Source organism: Streptomyces sp. TS71-3, assembly GCF_018327685.1.
In the GTDB taxonomy this organism is placed as follows: Bacteria; Actinomycetota; Actinomycetes; order Streptomycetales; family Streptomycetaceae; genus Streptomyces.
The window spans coordinates 1,857,550-1,871,635 of the sequence record NZ_BNEL01000003.1; the positions used below are offsets into that span (position 1 = coordinate 1,857,550).

At 72.1% G+C, this 14,086-nt stretch carries 12 protein-coding genes; 6 read left to right on the forward strand and 6 right to left on the reverse strand.

Annotated elements, in window-relative coordinates; translation table 11 throughout:
* Positions 1–282 precede the first annotated feature (282 nt).
* The 6 genes from Sm713_RS32055 (at position 283) to Sm713_RS32080 (ending at position 7,395) form a co-directional block, all read left to right on the forward strand.
* The gene (locus tag Sm713_RS32055) at positions 283–1,338 is read left to right on the forward strand and encodes an NADP-dependent oxidoreductase (RefSeq protein WP_212913471.1); all 1,056 of its coding nucleotides are present in this window, start codon (positions 283–285) and stop codon (positions 1,336–1,338) included.
* Between the two features lie 575 nt (positions 1,339–1,913).
* Complete coding sequence (locus Sm713_RS32060; RefSeq protein ID WP_212914985.1) at positions 1,914–2,831, forward strand: carbohydrate ABC transporter permease; 918 nt, start codon at positions 1,914–1,916, stop codon at positions 2,829–2,831.
* A gap of 134 nt (positions 2,832–2,965) precedes the next feature.
* Positions 2,966–3,745, forward strand: a complete 780-nt coding sequence (locus Sm713_RS32065) for a carbohydrate ABC transporter permease (protein WP_249417078.1) — start codon at positions 2,966–2,968, stop codon at positions 3,743–3,745.
* A gap of 500 nt (positions 3,746–4,245) precedes the next feature.
* The gene (locus tag Sm713_RS32070; RefSeq protein WP_374196097.1) at positions 4,246–5,481 is read left to right on the forward strand and encodes an ABC transporter substrate-binding protein; all 1,236 of its coding nucleotides are present in this window, start codon (positions 4,246–4,248) and stop codon (positions 5,479–5,481) included.
* An 88-nt stretch (positions 5,482–5,569) separates the two neighbouring features.
* On the forward strand, positions 5,570–6,778 hold the full coding sequence (gene mgt / locus Sm713_RS32075) for a macrolide-inactivating glycosyltransferase (protein ID WP_249416826.1): 1,209 nt from the start codon (positions 5,570–5,572) through the stop codon (positions 6,776–6,778).
* Positions 6,779–6,849: 71 nt separating this feature from the next.
* Positions 6,850–7,395, forward strand: a complete 546-nt coding sequence (locus tag Sm713_RS32080) for a DUF1697 domain-containing protein (RefSeq protein ID WP_212913473.1) — start codon at positions 6,850–6,852, stop codon at positions 7,393–7,395.
* Positions 7,396–7,740: 345 nt separating this feature from the next.
* Here the strand turns inward: Sm713_RS32080 and Sm713_RS32085 are convergent, their stop codons facing one another.
* The 6 genes from Sm713_RS32085 to cysD form a co-directional block, all read right to left on the reverse strand.
* Complete coding sequence (locus tag Sm713_RS32085; RefSeq protein WP_212913474.1) at positions 7,741–8,499, reverse strand: sirohydrochlorin chelatase; 759 nt, start codon at positions 8,497–8,499, stop codon at positions 7,741–7,743.
* Between the two features lie 86 nt (positions 8,500–8,585).
* Positions 8,586–9,512, reverse strand: a complete 927-nt coding sequence (locus Sm713_RS32090) for an ABC transporter permease (RefSeq protein WP_212913475.1) — start codon at positions 9,510–9,512, stop codon at positions 8,586–8,588.
* Positions 9,499–10,287 (reverse strand): ABC transporter ATP-binding protein, encoded by a 789-nt coding sequence (locus tag Sm713_RS32095; protein ID WP_212913476.1) that lies wholly within the window; start codon positions 10,285–10,287, stop codon positions 9,499–9,501. The genes Sm713_RS32090 and Sm713_RS32095 overlap by 14 nt, the downstream gene beginning before the upstream one ends.
* A 71-nt stretch (positions 10,288–10,358) precedes the next feature.
* Positions 10,359–11,498, reverse strand: coding sequence for an aliphatic sulfonate ABC transporter substrate-binding protein (locus Sm713_RS32100; protein WP_374196098.1), 1,140 nt, complete (start codon positions 11,496–11,498; stop codon positions 10,359–10,361).
* A gap of 282 nt (positions 11,499–11,780) precedes the next feature.
* Positions 11,781–13,157: a sulfate adenylyltransferase subunit 1 gene (locus Sm713_RS32105; RefSeq protein WP_212913477.1), complete on the reverse strand. Its 1,377-nt coding sequence runs from the start codon at positions 13,155–13,157 to the stop codon at positions 11,781–11,783.
* A gap of 2 nt (positions 13,158–13,159) precedes the next feature.
* Positions 13,160–14,086 carry a sulfate adenylyltransferase subunit CysD gene (cysD, locus tag Sm713_RS32110; protein ID WP_212913478.1) on the reverse strand — a complete coding sequence of 309 codons (927 nt, stop codon included), beginning with the start codon at positions 14,084–14,086 and terminating at the stop codon, positions 13,160–13,162.

The window sequence follows — 14,086 nt, forward strand, 5'->3', positions numbered from 1 at the left end:
TCTCTTCACCGGCCGGTTCACGCGTATACATACGACAAATCACCACGGCTCCCGTGATGCGCGTCGGGCCGGTGCCACCAGGGCTGACGGCCCATCGCGATCCGGCGCACCGGGCCCGCGGGAGTGAGACGTGTGCGGCCGTGCGCCACTCGTGCGAACCGGAGCGCCGGTGGTCCGGGCCCCACGGGCGCACCCTGATGGGCATCATCGGAGCAGGACCAGGCAGCGAGGTGGGCGGCACCACCCCCGGTCGGCGCCGCCGACGAGGTGAGGGAACTTCCTGTGGAGATCGCGAAATGGGTGGTGCGCGAGCACGCCGACGGCGTGCCCGACGCCGGCCGGATCTACCAGAAGGTCGTGGAGGAGGTCGACGTCAGCCTCGGGGAGCGCGAGATGCTGCTCAGGACGCGGTACGTCTCCGTCGACCCGTACCTGCACGGCATCGCACTGGACACCCCGCTCGGAGACCACATGGGCGCCGACTCGATCATGGAGGTGGTGCGGGCCGGGCCACGCGCCGCCTTCGCGGCCGGCGACCTCGTCCAGGGCTTCGGCGGCTGGCGCAGCCACGTCATCGACGACGGCAGCCCGAAGCCGTGGCAGACCGGCACCTTCCCGATGGTCTTCCCCGCCTACCGGAAGCTCGATCCGCGACGCTACGACCAGGCGCTGCCGCTCTCCACGGCCCTGGGGGTGATGGGCGGGCCCGGCATGACGGCCTGGGGCGCGATGACGAAGTTCCTGGAGGTCAGGCCCGGTCACACGGTCGTCGTCAGCGGCGCGTCGGGCTCGGTCGGCTCCCTCGTGGGGCAACTGGCCAGGCGCGCCGGTGCGCAGGTGGTGGGCACCACCAGCTCACCGCGGAAGGTGCGGCATCTGGAGGACCTCGGCTTCGACACGGTCATCACCTACCGGCACGGCGACGACCCCGACCAGGTCGCCGAGGCCCTCTACAAGGCGGCACCGGACGGCGTCGACCGGTACTTCGACAGCCTCGGCGGGGCGTTCACCGACGCCGTGTTCAGGCGCCTCAACGTCGACAGCCGGGTGGCGGTGTGCTGGCAGTGGGCGAGCCAGGTCGGCGGCGACCACACGGGGCCCCGGCTCCTGCCGCACATCATGTTCCCCCGCACGACCATCCGCGGCATCTTCTCCCTGGAGTGGTTCACCGAGCCCAACTGGACCGCTCTGCACGCGGACCTCGGTGGCATGGTCCGCCGCGGCGAGATCGTCCACCACCAGACCGTCCACCGCGGCTTCGACGCCATCCCGGAGGCGTACCAGAGCCTGTTCGGCGAGGACGGGGCCGGCCGGGGCAAGGTGCTGGTGGAGCTCTGAGGGCCGGGCGGCCCGGACCCGCCGGCCAGGTCTGACCCGCCCGCCTGCCCCGGCGGGTCCGGGCCGCCCGCTCCGTGCTGTCCGCTTCGGGCCGCCAGCTTCGGGCCGGACCGGGGCAGCCTCTCGGCGATCCGGGGGCAGCTCCCCGGCGATCCGGGGCCGGCCGCCCGGTGCGAACCGGCTCACGCCGCCTTGACGCCGCACTCCGGTGTCAGCACCATGTCGAACTCCACCGGGTCGGCCGGGCACCGCCCGACCGGCGAGCCGGACGCGCGCAAGGCCAGGCCCTAAGGGGTCCTTGCACTACGAGCGTCCGATAGGTCGCGTGGTCTGGTGCTGGGGTTACTCCCCCACTGCCCTGAACGGGCGTGGGAGGTACCCCCACCCACGTCTTTCAGGCTGTGGGGGAGCATCGCAAGGCGCCGGAGAGTCCTTGATGGGGGTCCCCCCGCGCGAGCGAAGCCGAGAGTGGGGGAGGAGCTACCAGGGCTTTTCGGCAACGCGGCGAGGTGCGGTGCCAGGCCGCGCGACCCGGGCACCCCTAAGGAGCCGAATCCGTGACCTTGGCGACCGCGATGACGCGGCCGGCCCGGGGCGCGCCGCAGCGGCAGGACACGCGGCGCCCCGCCGACCACGGCACCTGGTTCCTCGTGCTGCCCGCGCTGCTGCCCATCCTGGTGCTGAGCGTGGGCCCGCTGCTGGGCGCCATCGGGCTCGCCTTCACCGACGCCCAGTCCGGCCGCACCGAGCCGACCCGCTGGGTGGGAGCGCTCAACTTCCGGGACCTGCTGCACGACACGCTCTTCTGGGAGTCCTTCCGGACCGGCCTGGCCTGGGCCGTCCTCGTCACCGCCCCGCAGTTCCTGCTCGCCCTCGGCCTCGCGCTCCTGCTCGCCAAGGACCTCAGGCTGCGCTGGCTGACCCGCGCGCTCGTCCTCATCCCCTGGGCGATGCCGGAGGTCGTCGTCGGCCTCATGTGGCGGCTCGTCTACCACCCGGACGCGGGCGTCCTCAACGAGACCCTGCGCCGCCTCGGCCTCGGTGGCGGCCACGACTGGCTGGCCGGCCTCGGCACCGCCCTGCCCGCCGTGGTCCTGGTCGCCGTCTGGGCCGGCCTGCCGCAGACCACGGTCGCGCTGCTCGCCGGCCTGACGAACACCCCACGCGAACTGCACGAGGCCGCCGCGATGGACGGGGCAGGGGCCTGGCGCAGGTTCACCACCGTCACCTGGCCCGCGCTCCGCCCGATCGCCCTCGCCATCACCTCGCTCGACTTCATCTGGAACCTGAACTCCTTCGCCCTGGTGTACGTGCTCACGGGCGGCGGCCCCGGCGGGCGCACCCGGTTGCCGATGCTCTTCGCCTACGAGGAGGCGTTCCGGTACGGGCAGTTCGGGTACGCCGCCGCCATGGGCTGCGTCATGGTCGCCGCGGTCTCGGTGCTCCTCGCCTGCTACCTGGCGGGACGGCTGAGGGGCGGCGACGAGCGGTGAGCGGGCGGCGGCAGCGGCGGCCCGTGTACGGGGGGCGAGAGGGACGTCGGGCAGGCGGCAGGCGGCCTGCCCGCGGCGGCGCCTCAGCGCTCCGGCCCGCCCGTGCGGGCCAGTACCTCGCGCTCCTCGCGTACCTGGTCTTCCTCGCCTTCCCCTTCCTCTGGCTCGTCTCCACGGCCTTCAAGTCGCCGCGTGAACTGGGCAGCCTGCACCCCGACTGGATCCCCACAGACCCCACGCTGGCCAACTTCCGGCAGGCCTTCGACGAGCAGCCCCTCCTCCGCGCCGGGCTCAACTCCCTGCTCGTGGCCGCCTGCGCCGCGCTGCTCGCGGTCGCCGTCGGCACCCCGATGGCGTACGTGATGGCGCGCCGCCGCACCTGGCTCACCCGCGCCGCGAGCGGCTGGGTGGTGGTCAGCCAGGCCTTTCCGTTCGTGCTCGTCATCATCCCGCTGTTCCTGGTCCTGAAGGAGCTGCGCCAGATCGACTCGTTGCCCGGTCTCGTCCTCGTGTACGTGGTGTGGGCGCTGCCGTTCACGCTGTGGATGCTGGTGGGGTACGTCCGCGCGGTCCCGGTGGAGCTGGAGGAGGCCGCGGCCGTGGACGGCGCCGGGCGGGGCCGGACCCTGCTCTCGGTCACGGCGCCCCTGCTCGGGCCCGGCATGGTCGTCACGGGGCTCTTCGCCTTCGTCAGCGCCTGGAACGAGTTCTTCTTCGCGCTGGTCTTGATGAAGACGCCCGGGAGGCAGACGCTGCCCGTCGTGCTCACCCACTTCCTCGGTGCGGAGGGGGTAGCGGACCTGGGGCCGCTCGCCGCGGCGGCGCTGCTGGCGACGGTGCCGTCGCTGGTCGTCTTCGCGGTTGTCCAGCGACGGGTGAGTAGTGGGGTGTTGGCGGGGGCGGTGAAGCGGTAGTGGCTCGCAGGCGCGGGGGCGGACGGTGGTGCGGGGTGCGGTCTTCCTCGGCTCTGGGCTCCGCCCCGGTTCCGGCTCCGGTCCCGGTCTCGGGTGCGGGTTCGGCTCCGGCTCGCGTGCCGGGGGTGCGTTTTGCGCAGTTCCTCGCGCCCCTGACCGGGTTGCTTCTCGTCTGTCGGTGGTTGGGTGCGGGTGTGTTGTGGTTGTTTGCGCAGTTCCCCGCGCCCCTGATAGGGGCCCTTGTCGTCTGTCGGTGGTTGGGTGCGGGTGTGCGGTGGTTGTTCGCGCAGTTCCCCGCGCCCCTGATGGGGGTGTTCGTCGTCTCTTGGTGGTTGGGTGCGGGTGTGTTGTGGTTGTTTGCGCAGTTCCTCGCGCCCCTGATCGGGGCGCTTCTCGTCCGTTGGCGGGTGGGTGCGGGGCTGTGGTGGTTGGTTGAGTGGTTTCGCGTGGGCCTTGCCAGGGGGCGGCTGGGTGGGGGTGTTCTGGGGCTGCTTCTTGTTGTGAGTGGGTGTTCCTCCTCCGGGGGCGGCGGCGACGGGCGGATCACCCTGGAGTTCCAGTCGCTCGCCTGGCAGCGGGAGTCCGTTGTGGCCAACAAGGAGCTGGTCGCCGAGTGGAACGCGGCGCATCCGGATATCCGGGTGCGTTACCTCCAGGGCAGTTGGGACGGCGTTCACGATCAGCTTCTGACGTCCTTCGAGGGGGGCGAGGCACCGGACGTCATCCATGACGCCTCCGACGACCTTGCCGACTTCGCGTACGGCGGCTACCTCGCGGACCTGCGTCCGCTGCTGCCCGCGGCGCTCAAGGACGACATCCCGGCGCCCAGCTGGTCCATGGCCACTTTCGGTGACGGCGTGTACGGGGTGCCGTTCCTCCAGGAACCGCGGGTGCTGATCGCGAACTCCGATCTGCTGCGCGCCTCCGGGGTGCGCATTCCGACGCCCCGGCACCCGTGGAGCTGGGGGGAGTTCCGCAGGGCCGCCGAACGGCTCCGGAGGCCCGGCAGGTACGGCGTCGCCTGGCCGCTGAAGGAGCCCGTCTCGGCGACGCTCAACCTCGCCCTGTCCACCGGCGGACGCCTCTTCCACCGGGCGCCGGACGGCAAGTGGGCCATCCGCTTCGAGGCGGCCGACGAGGTCGTCCCGCGGACCGTCCACGACCAGGTCGCCGAGGACCGCAGCGCCTCGGCCGCGCCCCTCGACATGGGCGGCTCCGACACCCTGCCCGGCTTCTTCGCGGGCAAGTACGCGATGGTGCCGCTCGGATTCTCCTACCGGCAGCAGGTCGTCCAGCAGGCGCCCAAGGGCTTCCACTGGCAGGTGCTGCCCGCTCCCTCCGGGGCCGGCGGGCTCGCGCAGGGCGTCAGCCCGCAGACGCTCTCCGTCTCGGCGGACTGCCCCCACAAGAAGGCCGCCGCGGAGTTCGTCGCGTTCATGCTGCGGCCCCCCAACATGGTGCGGCTCGCCCGCGGTGACTGGATGCTGCCCACGGGCACGCGGGCCCTCGCCGACCCGGCCCTGGGCACCGCCGAGTACGGCTGGTCCACCGGCACCGCGCTCGCCGCCCACCTGCGCCCCGCGCCCGCCCAGCCGGTGCGCGGGTACGCCGAGTGGAAGGACAAGGTCGCCACCCCCGCCCTCCAGGAGTACTACAGCGGCGCCATCGGCATGGCCGAACTCCGCCGCCGGCTGGAGCGTGACGGCAACCTGGTCCTGGCCCGCTACCAGCGCTGACGCGGCGGTGCCGGATTCCGTCCGGGTACTCGTGCGGCCGTTCCGTAATTCCTTTGCACGAGACGTATCGTCTCGTTAGGGTAGTGGCATGATCCGTAGGAATGGCTCCCAACAGCCCCATATCGCCATGTTCTCCATCGCGGCGCACGGGCATGTGAACCCGAGCCTCCCCGTCATCAGGGAACTGGTCGCTCGGGGCAACCGCGTGTCGTACGCGATCCCCCCGTCCTTCGCACACAAGGTCGCCGAGGCGGGCGCCCAGCCGGTCGTCTGGCACTCGGTGCTGCCGACGGACGACGACCCCGACGACTGGGGCACCGAGCTGATCGACCACATCGAGCCGTTCCTGGCGGACGCCCTCCAGGCGCTCCCGCAGCTCACCGAGGCCTTCCGCGACGACCGCCCGGACCTGGTGCTCTACGACATCACCGCCTACCCGGCCCGCGTGCTCGCGCACCGCTGGGGCGTCCCGATCGTCCAGCTCTCCCCGAACATGGTGGCCTGGGAGGGGTACGAGGAAGAGGTGGGCAAGCCGCTGTTCGAGCCGCTCAAGCAGACGCCGCGGGGCAAGGCCTTCTACGACACGTTCGGCCGCTGGCTCGCGGAGAACGGCGTGGACATCGACGTCGAGCACTTCATGGGCCGCCCCGACCGCTGCCTGGTGCTCATCCCGAAGGCCCTCCAGCCGAACGCCGACCGGGTCGACCGCTCCGTCTACACCTTCGTGGGAAGCTGCGAGGACCGGGGGGCCGTGCAGGACGACTGGCAGCGGCCGGCCGACGCCGAGAAGGTGCTGCTGGTCTCGCTCGGCTCGACGTTCACCAAGCAGCCGGGCTTCTACCGCGAGTGCATCAAGGCGTTCGGCACCCTGCCCGGCTGGCACACGGTGATGTCGATCGGCCGGCACGTGGACCCCGCCGAGCTGGGCGAGATCCCGCCGGGGGTCGAGGTGCACCCGTGGGTGCCGCAGCGGGCGGTGCTGCGCGAGGCCGACGCCTTCGTCACCCACGCGGGCGCCGGCGGCTGCCAGGAGGGCCTGGGCTCCGGGACCCCGATGGTCGCCGTGCCGCAGGCCGTCGACCAGTTCGGCAACGCCGACATCCTCCAGGGCCTCGGAGTCGCCCGCCACCTGCCGAAGGAGGAGGCCACCGCCGACCGGCTGCGCGAGGCCGTCCTCGATCTGGTCGGCGACCCCGAGGTGGCGCTGCGGCTGGCGGAGATCCGGGAGGGGATGGCGGACGAGGGCGGCACGACCCGCGCCGCCGACCTGATCGAGGCCCAGCTGCGCCCCGAGTAAGCCGGGAGCCCCGCGGGGCTCCCGTCGGCGATCCCGCCCGCGCGGCGGAGCCGTGGCTCTAGGGTGTCGGCATGACGACGACCTATGCGGCGCTGCTGCGCGGCATCAACGTGGGCGGCAAGCAGGTGCCCATGGCCGAGCTGCGCACCCTGATGGAAGGGCTCGGCCACGGCGCCGTACGCACGTACCTGCAGAGCGGGAACGCCGTCTTCACCAGCGACGAGGCCGATGAGCAGAAGCTGGCCGCGGAGCTGGAGCGCGTCTTGGAGAAGCAGTTCGGCTTCCCGGTCGCCTGTCTGGTGCGCGACGGGGAGTACCTGCGGGCGGTGTCGAGTGCATGCCCGTTCCCGGCCGCGACCCTCCAGGGCAAGCAGCTCCACGCCACGTTCTTCTCGGAGCCGGTCGAGCCGTCCCGCTTCGAGGCGCTCGACCAGGAGTCGTACCTCCCCGAGGAGTTCCGCCTGGGCGACCGCGTCCTCTACCTCTACGTCCCGAACGGCCTGGGCCGCTCCCCCCTGGCCGAGGCCCTGAACAGGCCGGCTCTCACGAAGGGGCTCACCGCCACCAGCCGCAACTGGAACACGGTCGCCAAGCTCATCGAGCTGACCGCCACCTGACGGTCCGGCCGCGCCCGTAGGGGCGCGGGGAACTGCGAGAGCAACCACCACTGGCGGTGGGTCGGGAAGGACACAGCAAGGGGCTGGGCGGTCCGGTATCAGGGGCGCGGGGAACTGCGCGAAGAACCACCACCGCTGGTGGGTCGGGAAAGAGACAGCAAGGGGCTGGGCGGTCCGGTATCAGGGGCGCGGGGAACTGCGCGAGCAACCACCACCGGCGGTGGGTCGGGAAGGACACAGCAAGGGGCTGGGCGGTCCGGTATCAGGGGCGCGGGGAACTGCGCAAAAAGCCCCACCGGTGGCAGGCCGGACACCCCAAGATCGCCGCCCCGGCGCACGCACCGCTCACGCGCCGAGCACCCCAAGCACCGGCACCCCCGCGGCGTCATACCGCCGCAGAAGCACCTCCGCCACCTCCGGCGCCGCCCCCAGCACCCCCGCCAGGGCATCCGCACCGGCGTCCGCCGCGCCCCGGGCGACACGGTCGGGAAGGAAACCGGGGGCCAGCACGTAGGGGGCGACCGCGACCCGCCGGACACCGGAAGCACGCAGCTGCCGGACCGCCTCCGCGGTGCCGGGAACCGCCGTGCGCGGCGCCGAGGCCGAGGCGAACGCCGGAAGGGCGGCGCCCCAGCCGGCCCGCCGCCACTGCCGTGCCATCTCCTGCGCCGCCGCGACCGCCTCCGGGTCACTGGATCCGGCCGAGGCCAGCACCACCCCGGTCGACGCCCGGTCGCCGGGCCGCACCCCCGCCTCGTACAGCCGCCGCTCCAGGGCCGCGGTCAGCAGCGGCGAGGGGCCGAGCACCTCGGCCTGCCGGACGCGCAGGCGCCCGGGGGCCCGGCGCAGCACGGCCGGGATGTCCGTCTTGGCGTGGTAGGCGCGGTTCAGCAGCAGCGGCTGCGCCACGACCTCCAGCACCCCTTCGTCCGCCAGCGACTCCAGCGCCGCGGGCACCGACGGCAGGTTGAAGTCCAGGAACGCCGTCGCGACCCGGAGCCCCGGCCGTGCCGCCCTCACCCGGGCCACCAGGGCGTGCACGGTCGCGGCATGCCGTGGATCACGGCTGCCATGGGCGATCACGAGCAGTGCGGGGTCGGGCATGGGAGTGGCGCGTTTCCTTAAGGTCCGAAGGGGGTCAGGCAAAGGCCAAGGCTAGAGCGATAGCCGGAGCCAGGGGCGAGGCCGGTTCAGTTCTTCACCAACAGCCCGCGGCTCCGCAGCACCCACCGCTCCAGCGGGCTGAAGATCGCCAGGTCGATGGCGATCCCCACGATCAGGATGAGCAGGATCGCCAGGAACACCTGGGGCATGCTGCTGTTGGTGCGGCCGGCCTCCAGGAGCTGGCCGAGGCCCATGCCCAGGTCGGGCGACTGGGCGATGATCTCGGCGGCCATCAGCGACCGCCACGAGAACGCCCAGCCCTGCTTCAGGCCGGCCAGGTAGCCCGGCAGCGCCGCGGGCATCACGATGTGCCAGGTGCCGCGCAGTCCCGTCGCCCCCAGCGTACGGCCCGCCCGCAGGAACAGCGGGGGCACCTGGTCGACGCCGGACACCAGGCCGTTCGCGATGGACGGCACCGCGCCGAGCAGGATCACCGCGTACATCATCGAGTCGTTCAGCCCCAGCCAGATCACCGCGGGTGGCACCCAGGCCACCGACGGCAGGGACTGGAGCCCCGACAGGATCGGCCCGATGCCGGCGCGGACGAACTTCACCCGGGCCACCAGCAGCCCCAGCGGGGTGCCGATCACCAGCGCGAGCAGGAAGCCCAGCAGGCCCCGCGAGACGCTCGTCCAGATGAAGCCGAAGAGGGTGCCCTCCAGCCAGGCCTGGGACACCTCGTCCCACACCGCCGAGGGCGCCGGCAGCTTGTACGTGTCGGTGACCTTCGCCGCCACCAGGATCTGCCACACCACCAGCACCAGCACGACGCTGACGACCGGCGGCAGCACCTTCCGCACCAGGGTCTGCCGCAGCGGGGCGCGCCCGGTGTGCCGGGTCTCCAGCGCGTCGAGGCCGGCTTCCAGTCCCGCGAGGTCGGCCGCGTCCTTCGCCCCCGGCCGGGTCCGCTCCCGCCTGGTGCCGGGGTCGTTCTGCGTCTCAGTGCTGGCCATGGCGGCGGATCTCCCCACGCAGTTCTTCGGTGATCTCGACGGAGAGCTCCGCGACGGCGGCGTCCTCGATACGGCGGGGCTGCTCGATGTCCACGCTCCACTGGCGGGCCACCCGGCCGGGCCGCGACGACATCAGCACCACGCGCTCCGCGAGCCGGACCGCCTCGCGGACGTTGTGCGTCACGAACAGCACCGAGACGCGGGTCTCGCGCCAGATCCGGGTGAGCTCGTCGTGCAGCACGTCGCGGGTGATGGCGTCCAGCGCGGCGAACGGCTCGTCCATCAGCAGCAGCCTGCTGTCCTGGGCCAGCGCCCGCGCCAGTGCCACCCGCTGGCGCATGCCGCCGGACAGCTCGTGCACCCGCTTGCGGTGCGCGCCGGTCAGCCGCACCAGTTCCAGCAGCTCCTCGGCCCTCTCCCGCCGCTCGGCCTTGGGCACGCCGCGCAGCTTCAGCGCCAGCTCGATGTTCTTGCCCGCGGTCAGCCAGGGGAACAGCGCGTGCTCCTGGAACATCAGCGCCGGCCGGCCCTCCGTGTCGATCGTGCCCGACGTCGGCCGGTCGAGCCCCGCGACCAGGTTCAGCAGAGTCGACTTGCCGCACCCGGAGGCGCCCAGCAGCGTCACGAACTCGCCGGGCGCCACGTCGAGCGTGATGTCGTCCAGGACGAGGTTCTGCCCGCCCGGAGCGTCGAAGGACTTGGAGACATGCGCGATGCGCGCCGCGTGGTCCATCGCGCCGACACCATCGGCGGCCTTGGCGATCACGGTTGCCATGGTCGGACTCCTCCTCGGAAACGATGGGGTCCTCCCCGGCCCGGCGGGCACGGGAAGGCGCGATGGCTCACTTACTGGGCGCCCAGGCCGGCGGCGCTGACCGGGGGCTTGCCCTCGGCCTTCAGCACCTTGTTCAGCGGGGCCAGGTCGTAGATGCCCTTGAGGTCGGGCTTCTTCAGCAGCCCGGCCTTGACTGCGTGGTCGGCCTCGGCGTTCAGGGTCGAGGCCAGCGGGTCGTCGGTGAAGCGGATGGACTGCCAGGCCGGGTCGATCTGGTCGGCGGGCAGGGCCTTGCCGGAGAGCTCCTTGAGCTTGGCGTTGGCGGCCTGCTTGGCCTCGTCGGGGTGCTGGGAGATGAACGCGTTGCTCTTCACCGAGCCGCGCAGCACCGCCTCGACGACGTCGGGGTGGGCCGCCAGGAACTTCTGCGACACGATCACGTTCGTGATCACGAACTTCTTCTGCGGCCACAGCGTGGACTCGTCGAGCAGGACCTTCGCGCCCTCGGAGACCAGCTTGGACGCGGTCGGCTCGGGCACCCAGGCGCCGTCGACGGACCCGGACCGGTAGGCGTCCGGAGTGATCTTGTTGTCCGTGCGGACCACGGACACGTCGCCCTTGCCGCTCTGCGCGTCGACCTTCCAGCCCTGCTCGGCGATCCAGTTCAGGAACGCCACGTCCTGGGTGTTGCCGAGCTGCGGGGTCGCGATCTTCTTGCCCTTGATGTCCTTGAGGGACTTGATCTTCGCGGGGTTGACCACCAGCTTCACGCCGCCGGACGCCGATCCGCCGATGATCTTCAGGCTCTTGCTGTTCGAGGCGGTGTAGCCGTTGATGGCGGGGGAGGGGCCGATCCAGCCGATGTCGATCGAGCCGGAGTTCAGCGCCTCGATCTCCGAGGGCCCGGCGTTGAACTGCGCGTAGGAGGCCTTGGTGCCTCCCAGCTCCTTCTGGAAGAAGCCCTTCTCGTCGCCCACCAGCGCCGTGGCGTGGGTGAGGTTGGGGAAGTAGCCGATCCGGACGGTGTCGGCGGAGAGCTTCTTGCCCTGCGCCTTGGCCTCGTGCGAGGTGTCGGCGGCCTTGGAGCCGTAGCCGCAGGCGGTGGCGGTGGCGGCGAGCAGGGCGAGCGCGGTGAAGGCGCGCGAGCGGCGGGCGCTGAACGGCGATGACCCGGTGGAACGGGCTCGCGTGGGGAGCAGGGAAGCAGGCACGGGGGTGTCCTCTGGTTGTCCCGGGCCCGCGTCCCTCAGGTAGGGGGATGAGGGGACGCGGCCAGGAGATCGTCAGGTCTTCGTCGCAGGCGGTGCGGTGGCAGTCGGTGGGGACTGGTGCAGGCAGAGGGCACCCTTGCCGCGTTGCTCGGGCAGTGGGGGAGGTGCGGGACGGTCAGCCCGCACATCGCGCCACTCCGCCCTGCCCGCTGCCGAGGGCGCCGCTGCCGATGCGGCCGCCCTCCTTGGCGAACGTGGCGAAGACGTCGATGACGATCATGGTCAGAAGTCCCACCCGTCGGCGTCGGGCTCGGCCACGACGGTGTGCTCGGCGGCGAAGGCGTTGCCCGCCATGCCGGCCGCGAGGGTGGTGCCGTCGGCCGGGTCGATCAGCAGGAAGGAACCGGTGCGGCGGGAGTCCTCGTACGCGTCCATCGCGAGCGGCTCCGCCGTGCGGACCTTCACCCGCCCGATGTCGTTGGCGACGAGCCGGCCCGGGGCGGGGTGCTGGGACAGGTCGTCGAGCGTCAGCCGCGACGGGATCTCCTTGACGATCGCCTTCACCGTCCGCGTCGTGTGCTTCAGCAGCACCCGATGGCCCTCGGTCAGCGGCCGGTCGGCGACATGGCAGACGGTGGCCTCGACGTCCTGCGTGGTCGGCGGCGCGTCGTCGGTGGGCACGATCAGGTCGCCGCGCGAGACGTCGATGTCGTCCGCGAGGAGCAGCGTCACGGACTGCGGCGTCCAGGCGACGTCGACCGGCGTGCCGAGCAGGTCGATCCCCGACACGGTGGAGGTGCGCCCGGACGGCAGCACCGTCACCCGCTCCCCGACGCGGAAGGCGCCGGCCGCGATCTGGCCCGCGTAGCCGCGGTAGTCGGGGTGCTCGGACGTCTGCGGGCGGATCACGTACTGCACCGGCAGGCGTGCGTGGCTGGGGGCACCCCCGGCCGAAGGCTGGGGGACGGCGAGGTCGTGGCTGACGGGCACGGTCTCCAGGTGCTCCAGCACCGTGGGGCCGCCGTACCAGTCCATCGTCGCGGACGCCTCCACGACGTTGTCGCCGGCCAGCGCCGAGATCGGGATCGCGGTGACCTCCGGAACGCCGAGCTGGAGCGCGTAGGCCGTGAACTCCTCGGCGATCCGCGCGAAGACCCGCTCCTCGTAGTCGACGAGGTCCATCTTGTTGACGGCGAGCACGACGTGCGGGACGCGCAGCAGCGCGGCGATGGCGGCGTGCCTGCGGGTCTGCTCGACGACGCCGTTGCGGGCGTCGACGAGGATCACCGTCAGCTCGGCCGTGGAGGCGCCGGTGACCATGTTGCGGGTGTACTGCACGTGCCCGGGGGTGTCGGCGAGGATGAAGCGGCGCCGCGGGGTGGCGAAGTAGCGGTAGGCGACATCGATGGTGATGCCCTGCTCGCGCTCCGCCCGCAGCCCGTCCGTCAGCAGCGCCAGGTCCGGTGCCTCCTGGCCGCGGCCCTGCGAGACCCGTGTGACGGCTTCGAGCTGGTCGGTGAGGACGGACTTGCTGTCGTGCAGCAACCGTCCCACCAGGGTCGACTTGCCGTCGTCGACGGAGCCGGCGGTGGCGAACCTCAGCAGCGTGGTGGCCGAGAGGTCGGCGAGGTTCTCGGCGAGGTGGTCCGTGCTGGTCATGTCTAGAAGTACCCCTCGCGCTTGCGGTCCTCCATGGCGGCCTCGGACATCCTGTCGTCGGCGCGCGTGGCGCCGCGCTCGGTGAGCCGGGACGCGGCGATCTCCGCGATGACGGCGTCGAGCGTGTCGGCGCCGGAGTCGACGGCGCCGGTGCACGACATGTCGCCGACGGTGCGGTAGCGCACCTTGCGCTTCTCCACGGGCTCGCCGTCCTTGGGGCCGCCCCAGTCGCCCGCGGTCAGCCACATGCCGGCGCGCTGGAAGACCTCGCGCTCATGTGCGAAGTAGATGGGGGGCAGCTCGACCTGCTCGCGGGCTATGTACTGCCAGACGTCCAGCTCGGTCCAGTTGGAGAGCGGGAAGACGCGGACGTGCTCGCCGGGTGCGTGCCGGCCGTTGTAGAGCTGCCACAGCTCGGGCCGCTGGCGCCGCGGGTCCCACTGCGAGAACTCGTCCCGCAGCGAGAACACCCGCTCCTTGGCGCGGGCCTTCTCCTCGTCGCGCCGGCCGCCGCCGAACACCGCGTCGAAGCGCAGCTCGCGGATGGCCTCGGTCAGCGGCAGCGTCTGGAGCGGGTTGCGGGTGCCGTCCGGGCGCTCGCGCAGCTTCCCGGCGTCGATGTACTCCTGCACGGAGGCGACGTGCAGCCGCAGCCCGTGCCGCTCGACCGTGCGGTCCCGGAAGGCCAGCACCTCGGGGAAGTTGTGGCCGGTGTCCACGTGCAGGAGTCCGAACGGCACCGGCGCCGGCGCGAACGCCTTCATCGCCAGGTGCAGCATCAGGATCGAGTCCTTGCCGCCGGAGAACAGCAGCACCGGACGTTCGAACTCGCCGGCCACCTCGCGGAAGACGTGCACCGCCTCCGACTCCAGCGCGTCCAGATGGCTCAACGCGTACGGGCTGTCGGCCTCCTCTGCGACCGTGGTCAC